This window comes from Streptomyces sp. NPDC004031 (assembly GCF_053604375.1).
The window spans coordinates 15,277-33,852 of record NZ_JBSGHL010000046.1 but is presented as its reverse complement, the minus strand read 5'-3'; the positions used below and the strand labels follow the sequence as shown (position 1 = coordinate 33,852).

The 18,576-nt window shown below is 72.7% G+C and carries 18 protein-coding genes; 4 read left to right on the top strand and 14 right to left on the bottom strand.

The window, feature by feature from the left end; all coding sequences use genetic code 11:
* Positions 1-25: 25 nt before the first annotated feature.
* Entirely contained in the window at positions 26-736 is a 711-nt protein-coding gene (locus tag ACWERV_RS26180; RefSeq protein ID WP_452937355.1) for a M23 family metallopeptidase, read from the bottom strand.
* A 327-nt stretch (positions 737-1,063) separates the two neighbouring features.
* Entirely contained in the window at positions 1,064-3,574 is a 2,511-nt protein-coding gene (locus tag ACWERV_RS26175) for an ATP-dependent Clp protease ATP-binding subunit (RefSeq protein WP_398192257.1), read from the bottom strand.
* 440 nt (positions 3,575-4,014) lie between these two features.
* Here ACWERV_RS26175 and ACWERV_RS26170 point away from each other — a divergent pair, with 440 nt between their 5' ends.
* Positions 4,015-4,629: an SCO3374 family protein gene (locus ACWERV_RS26170; protein WP_452937351.1), complete on the top strand. Its 615-nt coding sequence runs from the start codon at positions 4,015-4,017 to the stop codon at positions 4,627-4,629.
* Here ACWERV_RS26170 and ACWERV_RS26165 read toward each other — a convergent pair.
* From ACWERV_RS26165 to ACWERV_RS26120, 10 genes are all read right to left on the bottom strand, one after another.
* On the bottom strand, positions 4,560-4,898 hold the full coding sequence (locus ACWERV_RS26165) for a histone-like nucleoid-structuring protein Lsr2 (protein ID WP_031524250.1): 339 nt from the start codon (positions 4,896-4,898) through the stop codon (positions 4,560-4,562). The two genes, ACWERV_RS26170 and ACWERV_RS26165, sit on opposite strands and share 70 nt — an antisense overlap.
* 120 nt (positions 4,899-5,018) lie before the next feature.
* On the bottom strand, positions 5,019-5,537 hold the full coding sequence (locus ACWERV_RS26160) for an amino-acid N-acetyltransferase (protein ID WP_398192252.1): 519 nt from the start codon (positions 5,535-5,537) through the stop codon (positions 5,019-5,021).
* 9 nt (positions 5,538-5,546) lie between these two features.
* A complete protein-coding gene (locus tag ACWERV_RS26155) occupies positions 5,547-5,942 on the bottom strand; it encodes a BlaI/MecI/CopY family transcriptional regulator (protein WP_398192249.1) in 396 nt (131 codons plus the stop codon).
* Between the two features lie 72 nt (positions 5,943-6,014).
* Complete coding sequence (locus ACWERV_RS26150) at positions 6,015-6,188, bottom strand: hypothetical protein (protein WP_398192247.1); 174 nt, start codon at positions 6,186-6,188, stop codon at positions 6,015-6,017.
* 159 nt (positions 6,189-6,347) lie between these two features.
* Entirely contained in the window at positions 6,348-6,596 is a 249-nt protein-coding gene (locus tag ACWERV_RS26145; RefSeq protein ID WP_398192245.1) for a hypothetical protein, read from the bottom strand.
* A gap of 107 nt (positions 6,597-6,703) precedes the next feature.
* Positions 6,704-7,498: a type III pantothenate kinase gene (locus ACWERV_RS26140; protein ID WP_398192243.1), complete on the bottom strand. Its 795-nt coding sequence runs from the start codon at positions 7,496-7,498 to the stop codon at positions 6,704-6,706.
* Between the two features lie 6 nt (positions 7,499-7,504).
* The gene (gene nadC, locus ACWERV_RS26135) at positions 7,505-8,533 is read right to left on the bottom strand and encodes a carboxylating nicotinate-nucleotide diphosphorylase (RefSeq protein WP_398192242.1); all 1,029 of its coding nucleotides are present in this window, start codon (positions 8,531-8,533) and stop codon (positions 7,505-7,507) included.
* A gap of 130 nt (positions 8,534-8,663) precedes the next feature.
* Complete coding sequence (locus ACWERV_RS26130; RefSeq protein ID WP_452937346.1) at positions 8,664-10,400, bottom strand: L-aspartate oxidase; 1,737 nt, start codon at positions 10,398-10,400, stop codon at positions 8,664-8,666.
* Positions 10,397-11,242: a pantoate--beta-alanine ligase gene (gene panC / locus ACWERV_RS26125; protein WP_452937343.1), complete on the bottom strand. Its 846-nt coding sequence runs from the start codon at positions 11,240-11,242 to the stop codon at positions 10,397-10,399. The genes ACWERV_RS26130 and panC overlap by 4 nt, the downstream gene beginning before the upstream one ends.
* Positions 11,239-12,147 (bottom strand): Rossmann-like and DUF2520 domain-containing protein, encoded by a 909-nt coding sequence (locus ACWERV_RS26120; RefSeq protein WP_452937340.1) that lies wholly within the window; start codon positions 12,145-12,147, stop codon positions 11,239-11,241. The genes panC and ACWERV_RS26120 overlap by 4 nt, the downstream gene beginning before the upstream one ends.
* 277 nt (positions 12,148-12,424) lie before the next feature.
* On the opposite strand from ACWERV_RS26120, the gene ACWERV_RS26115 reads away from it, so the two are divergent.
* From ACWERV_RS26115 to ACWERV_RS26105, 3 genes are all read left to right on the top strand, one after another.
* Positions 12,425-13,630: a sensor histidine kinase gene (locus tag ACWERV_RS26115; protein ID WP_398192234.1), complete on the top strand. Its 1,206-nt coding sequence runs from the start codon at positions 12,425-12,427 to the stop codon at positions 13,628-13,630.
* A gap of 31 nt (positions 13,631-13,661) precedes the next feature.
* Positions 13,662-14,348, top strand: a complete 687-nt coding sequence (locus ACWERV_RS26110) for a response regulator (protein ID WP_398192334.1) — start codon at positions 13,662-13,664, stop codon at positions 14,346-14,348.
* A 144-nt stretch (positions 14,349-14,492) separates the two neighbouring features.
* Positions 14,493-15,464, top strand: coding sequence for a quinone oxidoreductase family protein (locus ACWERV_RS26105; protein WP_452937336.1), 972 nt, complete (start codon positions 14,493-14,495; stop codon positions 15,462-15,464).
* Positions 15,465-15,506: 42 nt separating this feature from the next.
* On the opposite strand, the gene ACWERV_RS26100 is transcribed toward ACWERV_RS26105, so the two are convergent.
* Together ACWERV_RS26100 and cdgB are read right to left on the bottom strand one after the other, a co-directional pair.
* The gene (locus tag ACWERV_RS26100) at positions 15,507-16,646 is read right to left on the bottom strand and encodes a threonine aldolase family protein (protein ID WP_452937334.1); all 1,140 of its coding nucleotides are present in this window, start codon (positions 16,644-16,646) and stop codon (positions 15,507-15,509) included.
* Between the two features lie 64 nt (positions 16,647-16,710).
* Positions 16,711-18,372 (bottom strand): diguanylate cyclase CdgB, encoded by a 1,662-nt coding sequence (gene cdgB, locus ACWERV_RS26095; RefSeq protein ID WP_398192228.1) that lies wholly within the window; start codon positions 18,370-18,372, stop codon positions 16,711-16,713.
* Between the last annotated feature and the right edge of the window lie 204 nt (positions 18,373-18,576).

Genomic DNA, 18,576 nt, shown 5'->3' with positions numbered 1-18,576 from the left:
GTCCGGTGCAGGTCCGCGGGGTGCGTCAGACGTTCACGCCGTGCGTCCGCAGGAAGTGCAGCGGCTCGACCGCGGAGCCGTAGATCGGGGTCGTACGGACCTCGAAGTGCAGGTGCGGGCCGGTCGAGTTACCGGTGGAGCCGGACTTGCCGATCTCCTCGCCGGTGATGACCTTCTCGCCCACGTGCACGCCGATCTTCGACAGGTGGCCGTACTGGGTGTACAGGTGCGCACCGTGCTTGATCACGATGTTGTTGCCGTACGCGCCGCCCCAGCCCGCCGTCACGACGGTGCCGGTGTGCGCGGCCCGGACGGAGGTGCCGGACGGCACCACGAAGTCCTGGCCGGAGTGCTTGTGCGCCCAGTGCGGGCCGGCCTTCGCGAAGCCCGCGCCGATCGTGAACTTCTCGGTCGGCGTCATCCAGCCGGCGATCCGCTTCTCACGGTCCGCGGCGGCCTTCTCGGCCGCGCGCTTCTTGGCCTCGGCGTCGGCCTTGGCCTTCGCGACGGTCTGCGCGGCGGCGTCCTTCTGGCCCGTCGCCTGCTTCTGCAGGACGTCCGCGACAGAGGTGGCGCTCGCGGCAGCCGGAGCCGGCGCCGCCTCGTGCGCGCCGCCGGCGGCGAACGCTGCGGTCGAGCCCAGCGCGAGCGCCGCGACCAGACCGCCGGTCACCACGGCCGCACGGCCACGGGTCACGGTGGCGGCGCGGTTCTTCATCGTCGAGTTCTTACGCATGCAGGAAAATCCTCACGGGGTGGGGGTTGCGACGAGCCGGGGTCAGCCCGTGCTCCACCTTGGTAACCCGCGCGGACCCGGTGGGGCAAACACCCCACCTCCTACCGAGCGTCGTAAAACGGACAAATAGCAGCACTCTCCCGCAAGGCCTTGCGGTACGGCCTACTAATCCCTTTCGTACGTAATCCACGTCACGTGGGTCAGCTCACCGCGGGGCCCCGATCCGGGCCCGGAAAAAGACCGGCCGGGCACGCGAAAAGCCCCGGCCCGGGACCTTTGCGCAAGGTCCCGGGCCGGGGCTTTCGGGCCCCCGAAGGGGCCGGAGGGCTAGCCCTCCTTGGACAGGTTCGGCGTCTCGACGGGCGGGGCGTCGGCCACCGTCACCTTCTCCTCGCCGCGGAAGGTGAACGTCGCCGCGTCACCCTCGCCCTCGACCTCGACGACCACGATGTGGCCGGGACGCAGCTCGCCGAAGAGGATCTTCTCCGACAGCGTGTCCTCGATCTCCCGCTGGATCGTCCGGCGCAGCGGCCGGGCGCCCATCACCGGGTCGTAGCCGTGCTTGGAGAGCAGTTCCTTGGCCTCCAGGCTCAGCTCGATGCCCATGTCGCGGTCGCGCAGCCGCTCGTCCACCGCGCCGATCATCAGGTCGACGATCTGCAGGATGTCGTCCTGGCTGAGCTGCGGGAAGACGATGACGTCGTCCACACGGTTGAGGAACTCGGGGCGGAAGTGCTGCTTGAGCTCGTCGCTGACCTTGTTCTTCATCCGCTCGTAGCCGGACTTCGTGTCGCCCTGGGCGGCGAAGCCCAGGTTGAAGCCCTTGGAGATGTCGCGGGTGCCGAGGTTGGTGGTCATGATGATCACCGTGTTCTTGAAGTCGACGACCCGGCCCTGGGAGTCGGTCAGGCGACCGTCCTCCAGGATCTGCAGCAGGCTGTTGAAGATGTCCGGGTGCGCCTTCTCGACCTCGTCGAAGAGGACCACGGAGAACGGCTTGCGGCGCACCTTCTCGGTGAGCTGGCCGCCCTCCTCGTAGCCCACGTATCCGGGCGGGGAGCCGAACAGCCGCGAGACGGTGTGCTTCTCGCTGAACTCCGACATGTCGAGGGAGATCAGCGCGTCCTCGTCGCCGAACAGGAACTCGGCGAGCGCCTTGGACAGCTCGGTCTTACCGACACCGGACGGGCCGGCGAAGATGAACGAGCCACCGGGACGCTTGGGGTCCTTCAGACCGGCGCGGGTGCGGCGGATCGCCTTCGAGAGCGCCTTGACGGCGTCCTTCTGGCCGATGATCCGCTTGTGCAGCTCGTCCTCCATGTGCAGCAGCCGGGAGGACTCCTCCTCGGTCAGCTTGAAGACCGGGATGCCGGTGGCGGTGGCGAGGACCTCGGCGATCAGGTCGCCGTCGACCTCGGCGACGACGTCCATGTCGCCGGCCTTCCACTCCTTCTCCCGCTTGGCCTTCGCGGCGAGCAGCTGCTTCTCGTTGTCCCGCAGGGACGCGGCCTTCTCGAAGTCCTGCGAGTCGATCGCGGACTCCTTCTCCCGGCGCACCTCGGCGATCTTCTCGTCGAACTCGCGCAGGTCCGGCGGCGCGGTCATCCGGCGGATGCGCATCCGGGAGCCGGCCTCGTCGATCAGGTCGATCGCCTTGTCCGGCAGGAAGCGGTCCGAGATGTAGCGGTCGGCCAGGGTGGCGGCGGCGACCAGGGCCTCGTCGGTGATCGACACACGGTGGTGCGCCTCGTACCGGTCGCGCAGGCCCTTGAGGATCTCGATGGTGTGCGGCAGCGACGGCTCCGCGACCTGGATGGGCTGGAAGCGGCGCTCCAGGGCCGCGTCCTTCTCCAGGTACTTGCGGTACTCGTCGAGCGTGGTGGCACCGATCGTCTGCAGCTCGCCGCGGGCCAGCATCGGCTTGAGGATCGAGGCCGCGTCGATCGCGCCCTCGGCCGCGCCGGCACCGACCAGGGTGTGCAGCTCGTCGATGAACAGGATGATGTCGCCGCGGGTGCGGATCTCCTTGAGCACCTTCTTCAGGCGCTCCTCGAAGTCACCGCGGTAACGGGAGCCGGCGACCAGGGCGCCCAGGTCCAGGGTGTAGAGCTGCTTGTCCTTCAGCGTCTCCGGGACCTCACCCTTGACGATCGCCTGGGCCAGGCCCTCGACGACCGCGGTCTTGCCGACACCGGGCTCGCCGATGAGCACCGGGTTGTTCTTGGTACGGCGGGACAGCACCTGCATGACCCGCTCGATTTCCTTCTCTCGCCCGATGACGGGGTCGAGCTTTGTCTCCCTTGCGGCCTGGGTCAGGTTCCGGCCGAACTGGTCCAGGACGAGCGAGGTCGAGGGGGTGCCCTCGGCCGGCCCGCCGGCCGTGGCCGACTCCTTGCCCGTCGAGTAACCGGAGAGCAGCTGGATGACCTGCTGCCGCACCCGGTTCAGATCGGCGCCCAGCTTCACCAGGACCTGGGCGGCGACGCCCTCGCCCTCGCGGATCAGGCCGAGCAGGATGTGCTCGGTGCCGATGTAGTTGTGACCCAGCTGAAGAGCCTCGCGGAGCGACAGCTCCAGGACCTTCTTGGCCCGGGGGGTGAAGGGGATGTGCCCGGACGGGGCCTGCTGGCCCTGGCCGATGATCTCCTCCACCTGCTGGCGGACCGCCTCAAGAGAAATCCCGAGGCTCTCCAGGGCCTTAGCGGCGACACCCTCACCCTCATGGATCAGGCCCAGGAGGATGTGCTCGGTGCCGATGTAGTTGTGGTTGAGCATCCGGGCTTCTTCCTGAGCCAGGACGACAACCCGCCGCGCGCGGTCGGTGAACCTCTCGAACATCGTTAATCGCTCCTCAGAGCGGTAGGGCAGTGAGGGGTCGGTCCCCTCCCTGTCCTTCCGCATGCTAGTCCCGCACAGCGGCGCCGCTCACGTATCGACCCCCGCTGCGACGGGGAAAGCTGCGCCACCGGCTGACGTCACTCCCACAACCTCGATGGTGCGAGACGATGTTCCCGCAGGCCAGGCGAATACCTCTTTCTCTAATACGCCCGTGGCGAACGCCTGCCCCGCCGATCGCGGCACCATCCCTTCCCACTAGGTACTTCTTACCCTGCGCGACCGACAGTCCACACCGGATGTCGGTCAGGTGTGCGCTACGGGCGAACAGTCTTGCGTCCGGGCGAACACTTCGCGCCGTCCTCCCGCCCGCCGATCCCCTACGGCATGTGTTCGTACGCGCACGATGCGTAACTCCGCCGCGGTGGGGAAGTTGCCCGTGCATGGGCTGGTACGAGGATGAGCTGGGCTGGCCGGTGGCCGAGACGTCCGGGGCGGGCGCGGGGGCGGGGGCGCCGGGGCTGGTCACCGGCGTGCGCTTCGACGCGCTGGAGGTCCCCGCGGAGGCGGGGTACGCGCTGCTCGGCCGCTTCCCGCGGCCCGGCGCGCTGGGGCCCGTGGCGCTCGACGGGCGCCGGGTGCGGCTGCTGGTCGCGGCGGGCTCCGCGGAGGAGCTGCCGGGCCTGCTGGAATGGCTGGACTGGGGCGGTATCCCGCTGGACCTGTCCGCGCTGGGCGCGGGGCGGGTGATGCGGGCGCCGGCGCACCCCGAGTGGGGCCGCCGGGAGGCCGCATACGACCGGTCGGCACCGGTGTGGCTGCGGCCCCCTCGGCCGGGCGTCGACGTCGAGGCCACACTGCCCGCGCTGCACGTCACCGGCGCGGCCGGCGGGGCCGATGGATCGGGGGTGCCCATCGGCCTTCCGGCCCTCGTCGCCGCCGCCGCGACGGCCTGCCACCGGATCGCGCTGCGGGCGCGTGCGCAGGATCAGCCGTGGGCCTTCTCGTACGCCTCGCGGATCGTGGCCGGCACCCGGCCGCGGTCGTTGACCTCGTAGCCCTTCTCCTTCGCCCACGCGCGGATCTTGGCGGTGTCGGGCCCCGAGGCGCCCGCGCCGCGCGCCGCCTTGGTACGTCCGCGCCCGGCACGGCCACCGGTGCGGCGGCCACTGTCCGTGTACGGGTTGAGCAGCCCGCGCAGCTTGTCGGCATTCGCCGTGGTGAGGTCGATCTCGTACGTCACGCCGTCGAGTGCGAACGTCACCGTCTCGTCCGCCTCACCGCCGTCGAGGTCGTCAACGAGAAGGACCTGAACCTTCTGTGCCACCGGCTTCCCTTTCATCGAAAACGGATTAACGGTAAAAGCAAAGCGCCTTTCCCGGGAAAACACAAACCCCTTGCGCGAAGACGGACGCCCGAGACAGTGCGATCCGGACAAACCGGAACGTCACAGTTGCAGCAGCATGCGGCTGTTGCCCAAGGTGTTCGGTTTCACTCGCTCCAGGTCCAGGAACTCGGCGACGCCCTCGTCATTGGAACGGAGCAGCTCCCCGAACACATCGCCGTCCACCGGGGTGTCCCCGGTCTCGCGGAAGCCGTGCTTCGCGAAGAAGTCCACTTCGAACGTGAGGCAGAAAATACGGCGGACTCCCAGCCAGCGCGCGGTCTGGAGCAGCTTCACCAGCAACTGGTGGCCCACTCCCGCGCCGCGCAGCGCCGGGTCCACGGCCAGCGTCCTGACCTCGGCCAGGTCCTCCCACATCACGTGCAGGGCGCCGCAGGCCACCACGGAGGCGTCCTCGTCGCGTTCGGCGACCCAGAACTCCTGGATGTCCTCGAAAAGGGTCACGGTCGCCTTGTCCAGCAGGATGCCGTCGCGCACATACGCGTCCAGCAACCGCCGCACGGCGGGGACATCCGCGGTGCGGGCACGGCGGATGGTCACGTCATTCGACACGAGGGGCATGGACGGACGCTATCGCCCTTCCGCATCGGGCGGACCCGAGGGGTCGACGGACTGGATGATGCGCATTGCGTCCCGCACCGCTTCGCGCTGTTCCGGGGACATCATGCCGAAGAAGTGGACCAGCGCCTCGGCCGGGTTGTCGCTCGCGGACCATGCCTCGTTCATCAGTGCGGCGGAGTATGCGGCTCTCGTCGATACCGCCTCATAGCGATAAGCGCGGCCATCGGCCTCCCTGCGCAGCCAGCCCTTCTGGCGCAGGTTGTCCATTACGGTCATCACCGTGGTGTAGGCGATCGTGCGGTCCTGCGCAAGGTCCTCAAGAACCTCACGAACAGTGACCGGACGGTTCCACTCCCACACCCGGGTCATGACCGCGTCTTCGAGGTCTCCCAATGGCCGGGGCACACTCGGAATACTAAGCGGTGGTATGGCCGAATGCCCGGAATGCGGACCCGTCGGGGGTGGGTCAGGGGCCGGTCAGCGGTCCTCGTCGGCGGCCTGGCGGGCGGCCTCGGCGCGGGAGAAAGCCGCGTCGACCGCCGCGTCCTCCCTGGCCTGGGCGCCGCCCTGGTGCTTGACGATCGTGACGATCACACACGTGAAGAGGATCGCCATCACCAGCGGGGGAACGATCGCGGAAACGTAGTCCATACGGCCAGAGTAGCCACGCCTCCCGTGCGCCCTGCATACGGGTGCGCCAACACCGCCCGGGAGGGCGGAAGAGCGCGGGAAAATCCCGCCGCCCCGCGGCCCCGCACGGTGAATGCGGGGCCAATACCCGGGATAAGTCCCGGGCGCGGGGCGGGCGGGTCAGATCGCGGGGGCCGGACCCGCGGGGAGCGGGCTCCCGGGGGCGCCGGCGTCCTTCGCCGGGGGCTCCGGGCGGGAGGGGCGCGGCGGCCAGATCTCGGCGGGCGTGGGCGTACGGCGGCCCGGCTCGGGGGCGGGCGGCTGCGGGCCGGTGGGCCGGGGCGCCCCCGGGCCCGGCTTCGGGGCGGGCTTGGGCTGGTCGGCGGCGGACGGACCGGGGAGGGTGAGCGGGCGGCGCGGCGCGGGCATAGGGGCCTCCAGACGCTGTCGGTACGTCGTCGTTGCCTGGACTTTAAGTGCTAAGCGGACAAATTGCCCGCAACCCCTTCCGCCGGGTGCGTCGCCCGGACCTCCCGCTACGTGGTGGGGACGTTGCGCTCGTACACCAGGCGCAGGCCGATCAGGGTCAGCCACGGCTCGTGCGTGTCGATGATCGACGCCTCGTTCAGCACCAGCGGGGCGAGCCCGCCCGTGGCGATGACCGTGACGTCGTCGGGGTCGGCGGCCAGCTCGCGGGCCATCCGCTCGGCGATGCCGTCCGCCTGGCCGGCGAAGCCGTAGAGGATGCCGGACTGCATCGCCTCGATCGTGTTCTTGCCGATGACGCTGCGCGGCCGGGCCAGCTCGATCTTGCGCAGCTGGGCGCCGCGCACACCGAGGGCGTCGACGGAGATCTCGATGCCGGGGGCGATGGCGCCGCCCACGTACTCGCCGCGCGAGGACACCGCGTCGAAGGTCGTCGCGGTGCCGAAGTCGACGACGATGCAGGGGCCGCCGTAGAGGTGGACGGCCGCGAGGGAGTTGATGATGCGGTCCGAGCCGACCTCCTTGGGGTGGTCGACGAGGATGGGCACGCCCGTCTTGACGCCGGGCTCGACGAGCACCGCGGGGACGTCCCCGTAGTAGCGCCGGGTGACCTCGCGCAGCTCGTGCAGCACCGACGGCACCGTGGAGCAGATGGCGATGCCGTCGATGCCGTCGCCCAGGTCGCCGAGCAGCGGGTGCATGCCCATGAGGCCCTGGAGCAGCACGGCCAGCTCGTCGGCGGTACGGCGGGCGTCGGTGGAGATGCGCCAGTGCTCGACGATCTCCTCACCGTCGAAGAGCCCCAGGACGGTGTGGGTGTTGCCGACGTCGATGGTGAGCAGCATCCGCCCTCAGCTTTCCGCTCGCAGGTCCAGGCCGATGTCGAGGATCTTCGCGGAGTGCGTGAGCGCGCCCACGGCCAGGAAGTTCACACCGGTGTCGGCGTAGGCGCGGGCGGTCTCCAGGGTGAGCCGGCCCGAGGACTCCAGGAAGGCCCGGCCGCCGACGACGGCGACGGCCTCGGCGGTCTCGGCCGGGGTGAAGTTGTCCAGCAGGATGAGGTCGGCGCCCGCGTCGAGCACCTCGCGCACCTGGTGCAGGGTGTCCACCTCGACCTCGATCGGGACGTCCGGGAACTCCTCCCGGACACGCCGGAAGGCCTGCGCCACACCGCCCGCGGCGATCACGTGGTTGTCCTTGACCAGGGCCGCGTCCGACAGCGACATGCGGTGGTTGACGCCGCCGCCGCAGCGCACCGCGTACTTCTCCAGCGCCCGCAGGCCCGGGGTGGTCTTGCGGGTGTCGCGCACCTGCGCCCGGGTGCCCTCCAGGACGTCGGCCCAGGCGCGGGTCGTGGTGGCGATGCCGGACAGGCGGCACAGCAGGTTGAGGGCGCTGCGCTCGGCGGTGAGCAGGTCGCGGGTGCGGGTGCGCACCGTCAGCAGCTTGTCGCCCGCCGCGACCCGGTCGCCGTCCTCGACGTGCCGCTCGACCTCGAACTCGTCGGTGCACACCACCGACAGCACCGCCTCGGCCACCCGCAGGCCCGCGACGACGCCGGCCTCGCGGGCGGTGAAGTCGCCGACCGCGAAGGAGTCCTCGGGGACGGTCGCGAGGCTGGTGATGTCCACGCCCTGGTCGAGGTCCTCCTCGACGGCCATGTGGGCGATGTCCTCGACCTGTACGGGGTCGAGCCCGGCCTCGGCGATCAGCGCGGCCAGATCCGGGTCGAGACCGCACTCCAGCGGGTCCAGCCCGTAGTCGTCCGCGTAGTCGGCGGAGCCGCAGCCGCAGCCGTCCCCGCAGCCGCCGCCCGCTTCCTGCGGCGGGCCGATCGTCGGCAGCGGGAGGGCGACGGGCTGGCGGTCGGGGCTGGTCACGGGTGCTCCTTCGGCGGGCGGTGCGGGTGCCGCGGGCGGGCGGCGGGGGGGGTGCGGACATCGGCGGCAGCGGGCCACGGCGGTGCGGGGCCGGGTGCGGCGGACGCCCCCGGGCCCCATCATCCCCGACTCAGCCGTCCGCCCGCGCGCCGCCGACCGGCGGGAAGTCCTGCCCGCCGGTGGTGCGGACGTCGAGCGTACGGTGCGGGGTCAGCCGGACGACGAGGTGCCGGCGCCAGTCCCGGTCGTCACGCTCGGGGCGGTCCTCGCGCCAGTGGCAGCCGCGGGTCTCCTCACGGCGCCGGGCGGCGGCCACCAGGACCCGGGCGACCAGGCTCAGGTTGGTCGCCTCCCATGTCTCGACGCACGGCTCGGCGGTCTTGCCCTCGCGGTCGTACGCCTCCACCGCCGCGGTGTGCAGCCGCTCCAGGGCGCCCGCGGCGGCCGTCAGCGACTCGGCGCTGCGCAGCACCCCCGCGCCCGCGCTCATGATGCGCTGCACCTCGTAGCGCGCCTCGGAGGCCAGCAGCGGGGCGCCGCCGGTCTCCGGGACGACGGCCTCGGCGGGCCGCGCGCCGCCGCCGGTCACGGCGGAGATCACGTCGTCGGCGATGCGCTCGGCGAAGACCAGGCCTTCGAGCAGCGAGTTGGACGCGAGCCGGTTCGCGCCGTGCACACCGGTGCAGGCGACCTCGCCGCACGCGTACAGGCCCGGCACGGTGGTGCGCCCGTGCAGGTCGGTGCGGACACCGCCGGAGGCGTAGTGGGCGGCCGGGGCCACCGGGATCAGCCCGGTGACCGGGTCGATGCCGTGAGCGCGGCACGCCGCCAGGATCGTCGGGAAGCGCTCCTCCCACATCCGCGCACCGAAGTGCCGGGCGTCCAGAAACATGTGCTCCGCGCCCGTCTCCTGCATGCGGCGGGTGATGGCCTTGGCGACGATGTCGCGCGGCGCCAGCTCGGCCAGCTCGTGCTGCCCGGCCATGAAGCGCACACCGTCGGCGTCCACCAGGTAGGCGCCCTCGCCGCGCACGGCCTCCGACACCAGCGGCTGCTGGCCCTCGGCGTCCGGGCCCAGCCACAGCACGGTGGGGTGGAACTGCACGAACTCGATGTCGGAGACCTCGGCCCCGGCGCGCAGCGCCAGCGCCACGCCGTCGCCCGTGGAGACCGGCGGGTTGGTCGTCGCCGAGAAGACCTGGCCCATGCCGCCCGTCGCCAGCACCACGGCGGGCGCGTGGACCGCCCCGACGCCGTCCCGCCGCCCCTCCCCCATGACGTGCAGCGTCACGCCCGCGGTACGGCCCCGCGCGTCCTCCAGCAGGTCCAGCACGAGCGCGTTCTCGATCAGCTCGATGTCCGCCGCGCGAACCGCGTCGATGAGCGCCCGGGAGACCTCGGCGCCCGTCGCGTCACCACCCGCGTGGACGATACGGCTGCGGTGGTGGCCCCCCTCACGGGTGAGCAGGATCTCGCCCGTCGCCGGGTCGGAGTCGAAGCGGGCGCCGGTCGCGATGAGGCGGCGGACCGCGCCGGGGCCCTCGCTCACGAGCGTGCGGACCGCGTTCTCGTCGCACAGGCCCGCGCCCGCGACGAGCGTGTCGTCCAGGTGCTGCTCAGGGGTGTCGCCCTCGCCGAGGGCCGCGGCGATACCGCCCTGCGCCCAGCGGGTCGAGCCGTCGTCCAGGTGCGCCTTGGTCACGACGGTGACCTTCGCGCCCGCCGCGGCGCAGCGCAGCGCCACGGTCAGCCCCGCCACGCCCGAGCCCACGACCACGACGTCGGCGCCTATGGCCCAGCCCGGGGCCGGGGCGTGCAGGCGTATGCCGGTGCTGCTGCCGGCGGGGCCGGCTCCCGATGCGGTCATGACGCGGCTCCGAATTCCAGCGGGATGTTGTCGATCAGGCGGGTGCTGCCGACCTTGGCGGCGACGGCGAGCACGGCGGGGCCGGTGTGCCCGGGGCCCGCCTCGGTGAAGTCGGCGGGGTCGACGAGGGCGCAGTAGTCGAGAACGACGGGCGGCTCGGCCGACGCGGCGGCGTCCATGACCGCACGGGCCGCGCGCGCGGCGGCCGCGGGGCCGTCCGGTACGGCGTCCCGGCCCGCGGACAGGGCGCGGGACAGCGCGAGGGCCGAGGTCCGCTCGGCGGGCGACAGGTAGCGGTTGCGGCTGGACATGGCCAGGCCGTCGGCCTCGCGGACGGTCGGGGCCGCGACGATCTCGACGGGGAAGTTCAGGTCGGTGACCATACGGCGGACGAGTGCGAGCTGCTGGGCGTCCTTCTGCCCGAAGACGGCGACCGCCGGGCGCGTCAGGTGCAGCAGCTTCGCGACGACGGTGAGCATGCCGTCGAAGTGGCCGGGGCGGGACGCGCCCTCGAAGCCCTCGCCCATCGGGCCCGCGCCGATCCGCACCCGCGGCTGCCCGCCGGGGTAGACCTCGTCGGCGGCGGGCGCGAAGACGACGTCGGCGCCGGCCTGCTCGGCGAGCTTCACGTCGGCGTCCAGGGTGCGCGGGTAGCGGTCCAGGTCCTCGTTCGGCCCGAACTGCAGCGGGTTGACGAAGACCGTGACCGTGACCCGGCCGTCCCCCGCGCGGGCGCGGGCGGCGCGGATCAGCGAGGCGTGCCCCTCGTGCAGGGCGCCCATGGTCATGACCACGGCGGCCGCGGGCGGCAGCTCCCCGGCGTGGTGGACCAGCTCGGTCATACGGTGCCCTCGTCTCGGTGGGTGGGGTCGTCCGACAGGGCGCCCAGCAGCGCCTCCGCGGACTCGGCCTTGAGCATGCCGTTGGCCAGCGCGCGGTCCGCGGTGGCCCGCGCCATCGCGACGTACGACGGCACGTCCTCGGGCGCGTGGGCGCGCAGCTCGCGCAGGTGGGCGGCGACCGTGCCGGCGTCGCCGCGGGCCACCGGGCCCGTCAGGGCCGCGTCACCGGAACGCAGCGCGTTGTCCAGGGCCGCGCCCAGCAGCGGGCCCAGCATCCGGCCCGGCTCCTCGACACCCGCGGTACGCAGCAGGTCCCTCGCCTGCGCGACCAGCGTGACCAGGTGGTTCGAGCCGATCGCCAGCGCGGCGTGGTAGAGCGGGCGGGCCTCCTCGGCGATCCACTCCGGCTCCCCGCCCATCTCGATGACCAGCGCCTCCGCGGCCAGGCGCAGCTCACCGGGCGCCGTCACCCCGAACGTGCAGCCCGCCAGCCGCTGCACGTCCACCCGGGTGCCCGTGAACGTCATCGCCGGGTGCAACGCGAGGGGCAGGGCCCCGGCGCGCAGGGCCGGCTCCAGCACGGACGTGCCGTACCGGCCCGAGGTGTGCACGATCAGCTGCCCCGGGCGTACGGCGCCGGTCTCCGCGAGGCCGCTCACCAGGGCGGGCAGGGCGTCGTCCGGGACGGTCAGCAGCACAAGGTCGGCTGCCGCCAGCACCTGGCCGGGCTCCAGCATCGGCACGCCGGGCAGCAGGGCTTCGGCGCGCCGCCGGGACGCCTCCGACACGCCGGAGGCGGCGACGGGGCGGTGCCCCGCCAGTGCGAGCGCGGCGGCCAGGGCCGGGCCGACGCGGCCCGCGCCCACGACCCCCACGGTCAGCCGTCCCGGCCGTTCCTCCACCATGTCGCCTCCCGCTCGGGTTCTCGTCAATCCTACGCGAACCCCCTGCGGGGGGCGCCCTTCTGTGACGCGCCCAACTCCCCCTACGGCGGGCGTCGCGGCCTTCTGCCGGTGGTGGGCTTGTGGCGCAGTACCCCGCGCCCCTGAAAAACGAGTGCCCTCGCCCGCAAAGGGGCGCCCGCGGGCGTACGGGGGCGGGGGCGGGGTCCACCCCAAGGTGGACGTGGGATCGGTCCGAGGGGTGACCCCGCGGAGCGCCACGCTCCTTACGCTGGGTTATGTGCAGCGCATCTACGACTTCTTCCGACGCCACCCGACGGGGGTCGACACCTTCTGGGCCGTCGTCCTCCTGATGGTGTGCGCCGTGTGGATCGCCGCGGACGCGACCCCCTCGCCCGCGGCGCGCGTCGCCGCCGTGCCGCTGTCGATGGCCCTGGCCACGGTCGTCGCGCTGCGCCGCCGCGCGCCCGAGCGCATGCTGCTGCTGGCGATCGCGACGGGCCTGGCCCAGCTCGCGCTGGACGTGAAGGCGCCGAACCCCGGCGACGCCGCGATGCTCGCGATCATCTACACGTGCGCGGCGACCGGCACCCGCTGGTCCTCGCGGGTCGCGCTGACCGGGGGGCTGCTGGCCACGCCGATCGCGATGGCGCGGTGGCCACCGGACGACAAGTACTCGACGATCTGGACGACGCTGCTCCAGACGTTCTTCCTGACGGTGATCTTCGCCCTGTCGTGGGTGATCGGCGACCGGCTGCGTACCCGCCGGGCGTATTACGCGCAGCTGGAGGAGCGCGCCGAGCGCATGCACCGGGAGCGGGAGGCGCAGTCGAAGGCCGCGGTGGCGGCGGAGCGGGCGCGTATCGCGCGGGAGCTGCACGACGTGGTGGCGCACAACGTCTCGGTGATGGTGGTGCAGGCGGACGGCGCCGCGTACGTCATGGACGCCGCCCCGGACCAGGCGCGGCAGGCGCTGAGCACGATCTCCACGACGGGCCGGCAGGCGCTCGCGGAGATGCGGCGGCTGCTGGGCCTGCTGCGGGCGGGGGACGACGCGGGCGGCGAGTACGTGCCGCAGCCGGGGGTGGACCAGCTCGCGGACCTGATCGACCAGGTGCGCGGCGCGGGTCTGCCGGTGCGGTTCGAGGTCGCGGGGCAGGCCCGGCCGCTGTCGAGCGGTGTGGAGCTGACGGCGTACCGCATCGTCCAGGAGGCGCTGACGAACGTGCGCAAGCACGGCGGGGACGGGGCCAGCGCGAGTGTCGTGCTGGGCTTCGGCGAGCAGGAGCTGGATCTGCTGATCGAGGACGACGGGCGGGGCGGCGCGGACGCGCTGTACGAGGAGGGCGGCCGGGACGGCCTGGGCCAGGGCCTGATCGGTATGCGGGAGCGGATCGGCATGGTCGGCGGCACGCTGACGGCCGGGCCGCGGCCCGGCGGGGGTTTCCGGATCAGCGCGGTGCTTCCGCTGCGGACCGGGCGCTGAACGGAGTCGTGAAGTGACGGATGGGGACGTGATGGGAATCCGGGTCATGCTCGTGGACGACCAGGTGCTGCTGCGCACCGGCTTCCGGATGGTGCTGGCCGCGCAGCCGGACATGGAGGTCGTCGCGGAGGCGAGCGACGGCGCGGAGGCCCTGGAGGTGCTGCGCGCCACCCGGGTGGACGTGGTGCTGATGGACGTGCGGATGCCGCGGATGGACGGGGTGGAGGCGACCCGGCGGATCTGCGGCGGCGACCGGGAGCGCGAGGACGGCCCGCGGGTGCTCATCCTGACCACCTTCGACCTGGACGAGTACGCGTTCGCCGCGCTCAAGGCGGGGGCGGCCGGCTTCATGCTCAAGGACGTCCCCCCGGACGAGCTGCTGGCCGCGATCCGCGCGGTGCACAGCGGGGACGCGGTCGTGGCGCCCAGCACGACCCGGCGGCTGCTGGACCGCTTCACGCCCATGCTGCCCGCCCCGGAGTCCGAGCCGCGGCACAAGGAGCTGGACAAGCTCACCGACCGCGAGCGCGAGGTGCTGCTGCTGGTCGCGCAGGGCCTGTCGAACGGTGAGATCGCCGCGAAGCTCGTGCTGTCGGAGGCGACGGTCAAGACGCACGTGGGCCGCATCCTCACCAAGCTGGGCCTGCGCGACCGGGTGCAGGCGGTCGTCCTGGCGTACGAGTCGGGTCTGGTGCGGGCGGGCGGCGGCGGGCTGTGACCCGGGCTCCCGGGGCTGAACCGCCCCGGGAGCGGGTAGGGGGCCCGGACCGACGCGGAATCAAAAGCGAAGTCCGGTGCGTTTGATCGACACCGCTGCGAGACAAGCGACGCAGTGGACGGACGAGGACTACGGGGAGGCGCCATGCGCGCGATCGTCATCGAGGAGTTCGGCGGACCGGACGTGCTGCGGCTCGTGGAGGTGCCGGATCCGGAACCGGGCCCCGGCGAGATCACCGTGGCCGTCGCCTACGCGGGCGTCAACTTCGCCGACATCATGGCCCGCACCAAGGGCTACCAGGTCGACGCGCTGCCCTTCCGGCCCGGCCTGGAGGTCGCCGGGCGCGTGCTCGCCGTCGGGGAGGGCGTCACGGGGCACGCCCCGGGCGACGAGGTCGCCGCGTTCGTCCGCGGCGGCGGCTACGCCGAGATCGCGGCCGTGCCCGCCGCCAGCGCCTTCGCCGTGCCCGCCGGGCTCGACCTGCGCACCGCGGCGACCCTGCCGACCGTGATGCCGACCGCGTACGGCGTGCTGCACGACATCGCGCGGCTGCGCGAGGGCGACACCGTCCTGGTGCAGGGCGCCGCGGGCGGCGTCGGCACGGTCGCCGGCCAACTGGCCCGGCTGGGCGGGGCGAAGGCGGTCTACGGTGTCGTCTCCAGCATGGACAAGGCGCCGCACGCCCTGAAGTCCGGCTACGACCAGGTCTTCCTCGCCACCGACTTCGACGAGCAGGTGCTCGCCGCGACCGGCGGGCGGGGCGTGGACATCGCCCTCGACGCGGTCGGCGGCGAGACCTTCCGCCGGACCCTCGCCGTCACCGCGCGCTTCGGCCGGCTCGTCTCCTTCGGCAACTCCGGCAATGCCGCGCCCTGGCAGATCGGGCCCGCCGACGTCTACCCCGCCGCCCAGTCCGTCGCGGGCTTCTCCCTCATGGGGCTCGCCGCGCAGGACCCGGCGCGGCTGCGCGAACTCGCCGACGCGGCCTTCCGCACGGTGCTCGACGGGGGCGTCGAACTGCCCGTGACCGCGGAGCTGGACCTCGCCGAGGCGGGCGAGGCGCACCGCCTGGTGGAGTCCCGGGCGACGACCGGCAAGCTGCTGCTGCGCGCCTGAGCGGGCGCCGCCGGCGGGATCCGCCCCGCCGGCGGCGAGCCCTCAGGGCAGACGGCGCGCGAAGTCGGCCGCCGCCGCGTGGATGTCGGACTCCGTCCACTCCAGGGCCTCACGCCCGACCGTCATCTCCAGCATCGACAGGCCCGGCAGCCGCGGCTCGAAGAACTGGTAGCGCCCGAAGAGCGATTCGCGGCGCTCCTCGGCCTGCTCCAGCGCCGCCCGGTTGAGGACGTCCTCGGGGTAGGGCAGCCACACCTGGAACTGGTGGGTGTGCGGCGCGTCCGGATACGTCCGCGGCCACGTCGCACCGCCCGCCGCCAGCCCCTCGCGCAGCGCACGGGCCACGACCTGGGCGTGCGCCACGTACGACGGCAGCCGCGGCAGCTCGCCCCGCAGACCCGCCAGGGCCGAGAGCACCGCCGGGAACTGCATGAAGACCTGCCCCCCGTAGCGGTGCCGCCACGCCTTGGCCTCCGCCACGAAATCCGCCGAACCGGCCAGCGCGGCGCCCGAGATGCCGTCCAGCGACTTGTAGTAGCTGACGTACACGCTGTCGGCCAGGCCCGCGATCTCCTGGAGCGTGTGCCCGAAGTGCGGCGCGCACTCCCACAGCCGGGCACCGTCGAAGTGCACGACGGCGTCCCGCTCGCGGGCCGCCTTGACCGTCGCCGTCAGCTCGTCCCACGTCGGCAGCACATAGCCCGCGACCCGCAGCGGCAGCTCCAGCATGAGCGCGCCGAACGGCTCGTCGAGATCCGCGACCTCCTCGGCGGAGGGCATCCGCGGGTCCCGCGTCGGATGCACGGTCCGCAGGCCCGTCAGCACGCTCAGCGCGTCCCGCTCGTACATCTCCGGATGCGCCAGCGGATGCAGGGCCACCAGGGGGTTGCCCGTTCGGCCCGCCCACACCCGCAGGGCCACCTGCTGGGCCATCGTGCCGGTCGGGAAGTACGCGGCCGCCTCCGTGCCCAGCAGTTCCGCCGTGCGGCGCTCCAGCTCGCCGACGACGCTCTTCTCGTCGCCGTAGAGGTCGACGGGCTCGGTGGTGTCGTACGCCTCCGAGCCCTCCCTCACGAGCCGTGCGAGCCGCTCCGCGACGGATTCCCGCGGGGGGTTCGCGAGCACGCGCCCGCACGCCCTGAGCGCGGCGGTCCGCCGCGCCTCCTCTTCACTTTCACCCATGGCCCGATCTTCCCCCACGAAGGGGCCGGCGCCCCGGGCGGCCCATCACCCCGGAGCGGGGGGGTCAGCCCGCGCGGCGGTGGCTGGGGCGGGGGGAGGAGGAGGAGCGGCTGCGCTTCTCCACGTACATGCGCTGGTCCGCGGAGTGGAGGATCTCCTCCACCGTCATCCCGCAGCCGGCCCAGCCGACACCGAAGCTCGCTCCGACGCGGACGGCGCGGCCGTCCACACGGATGGGCGGGGTGATCGCGTTGCGCAACCGCACCGCGAGATCCGCCGCGTCCGCCGGCGCGAGCCCGTCCGCGAGGACGACGAACTCGTCACCGCCGAGCCGGGCGACGGTGTCGCCGTCCCGCACCGCGCCGGTGAGCCGGCGGGCGACCTCGATGAGGACGGCGTCACCGGTGTGGTGGCCGAAGCGGTCGTTGATGGACTTGAAGCCGTCGAGGTCGCAGAAGAGGACGGCGAGCCCCTTCCCGGGCGCGGGGTCGCGCTCGTCGGGCACGGCGACATGGGTGTGCGAGTCGTAGCCGATCGCCCCGAGCGGCGAGGCCAGCTCGTCGGGCCCGTAGCCGTAGCTGAAAGCGAACTCGTCGGGTCCCTGGACCTCCGCGGCGAGCGCGGCCGCGTCCTTGTCGCCGGGGCGGTTGCAGATCCGGGCGGTGAGCCGGGAGCGCAGTTCCGCGCTGTTGGGCAGCCCGGTGAGGGAGTCGTGACTGGCGCGGTGGGCGAGCTGCAGTTCGCGGCTCTTGCGGTCCTCTATGTCCTCGACGTGGGTGAGCAGGAAGCGCGGCCCGTCGGTGGTGTCGGCGACGACGGAGTTGCGCAGCGACACCCACACGTAGGTGCCGTCGCGGCGCGCGAGCCGCAGTTCCGCGCGGCCCCCTTCGGCGGAGGTGCGCAGCAGCAGGCCGACGTCCTCGGGGTGGACGAGGTCGGAGAAGGAGTAGCGGCGCATGACGGACGCGCTGCGCCCGAGCAGCCGGCACAGCGCGTCGTTGGCCCGCAGCAGCCTGCCGTGCTGGTCGCCGCCCATCTCGGCGATGGCCATACCGCTGGGCGCGTACTCGAAGGCCTGCCGGAAGCTCTCCTCGCTGGCCCGCAGTGCCTGCTGGTCGCGTTCCAGCCGGACGAGGGCGCGCTGCATGTTGGCGCGCAGCCGGGCGTTGCTGATGGCGATGCCGGCCTGGAAGGCGTACATCTGGAGGGCTTCCTGGCCCCAGGGGCCGGGGTGGCGGCCGCTGGAGGGGCTGTCGACGGATATGACGCCGAGCATGTCTCCGCCGCCGCCGAGGGAGGCGTACATGGGGGCGTAGAGGCGGTCGCCGGGGTGCCATTCGTCGGCGAAGCGGGGCAGCGGGCCGTCGGTGTGCCACTGCGGCACGTCGTCGTCGTTGAGGACCCAGCCCTCGGTGTGCGGGATGAAGCGCAGCGAGCCCCAGCGCCGGCCCATGCCGAGGCGCCGGTCCCAGGCGGCGCGGGAGCCGACCTTGCCGGTGAGCAGCGCTTCGCCCGCCTCGCTGCCGGCGAAGGCGGCGACGACGAGGTCGCCGTCCGGCCGGACCAGGTTGACGGCGGCGAGGTCGTAGCCGAGGCCGGTGACCACACCGTCGGCGACGGCCTGGATGGTGTCGGCGAGACTGCGCGCGGTGTTGAGGTCCGCCACGACCTGGTGCAGCTGACGCAGGGTCGCGAGGCGGACATACGGCTCCGATTCGGTATCCATGCCCCTCTCCGCGCCCTGGACGGCCAACTCCCGTGTCTCCGCGATACATCCGATGACGCCGCCGGCACCGGGTTACTCCGGCCACTGAATCACAGCGAGCTGTGCGGTCGGTACACAGGGTCAACAATATCTGCCGCTTGTGACTCAAGTCACATCATCGCGTAAGCATGTGAATACGGAGGGTACAGCCGGACGCCCGGCCGG

Bases quoted from the DNA above. Each gene is read 5' to 3' on its own strand.
- ACWERV_RS26180 (WP_452937355.1), bottom strand. From the start codon at position 736: ATGCGTAAGAACTCGACGATGAAGAACCGCGCCGCCACCGTGACCCGT.
- ACWERV_RS26175 (WP_398192257.1), bottom strand. From the start codon at position 3,574: ATGTTCGAGAGGTTCACCGACCGCGCGCGGCGGGTTGTCGTCCTGGCT.
- ACWERV_RS26170 (WP_452937351.1), top strand. From the start codon at position 4,015: ATGGGCTGGTACGAGGATGAGCTGGGCTGGCCGGTGGCCGAGACGTCC.
- ACWERV_RS26160 (WP_398192252.1), bottom strand. From the start codon at position 5,537: ATGCCCCTCGTGTCGAATGACGTGACCATCCGCCGTGCCCGCACCGCG.
- ACWERV_RS26150 (WP_398192247.1), bottom strand. From the start codon at position 6,188: ATGGACTACGTTTCCGCGATCGTTCCCCCGCTGGTGATGGCGATCCTC.
- ACWERV_RS26145 (WP_398192245.1), bottom strand. From the start codon at position 6,596: ATGCCCGCGCCGCGCCGCCCGCTCACCCTCCCCGGTCCGTCCGCCGCC.
- ACWERV_RS26140 (WP_398192243.1), bottom strand. From the start codon at position 7,498: ATGCTGCTCACCATCGACGTCGGCAACACCCACACCGTCCTGGGGCTC.
- ACWERV_RS26130 (WP_452937346.1), bottom strand. From the start codon at position 10,400: ATGACCGCATCGGGAGCCGGCCCCGCCGGCAGCAGCACCGGCATACGC.
- panC (WP_452937343.1), bottom strand. From the start codon at position 11,242: ATGACCGAGCTGGTCCACCACGCCGGGGAGCTGCCGCCCGCGGCCGCC.
- ACWERV_RS26120 (WP_452937340.1), bottom strand. From the start codon at position 12,147: ATGGTGGAGGAACGGCCGGGACGGCTGACCGTGGGGGTCGTGGGCGCG.
- ACWERV_RS26110 (WP_398192334.1), top strand. From the start codon at position 13,662: ATGGGAATCCGGGTCATGCTCGTGGACGACCAGGTGCTGCTGCGCACC.
- ACWERV_RS26105 (WP_452937336.1), top strand. From the start codon at position 14,493: ATGCGCGCGATCGTCATCGAGGAGTTCGGCGGACCGGACGTGCTGCGG.
- ACWERV_RS26100 (WP_452937334.1), bottom strand. From the start codon at position 16,646: ATGGGTGAAAGTGAAGAGGAGGCGCGGCGGACCGCCGCGCTCAGGGCG.
- cdgB (WP_398192228.1), bottom strand. From the start codon at position 18,372: ATGGATACCGAATCGGAGCCGTATGTCCGCCTCGCGACCCTGCGTCAG.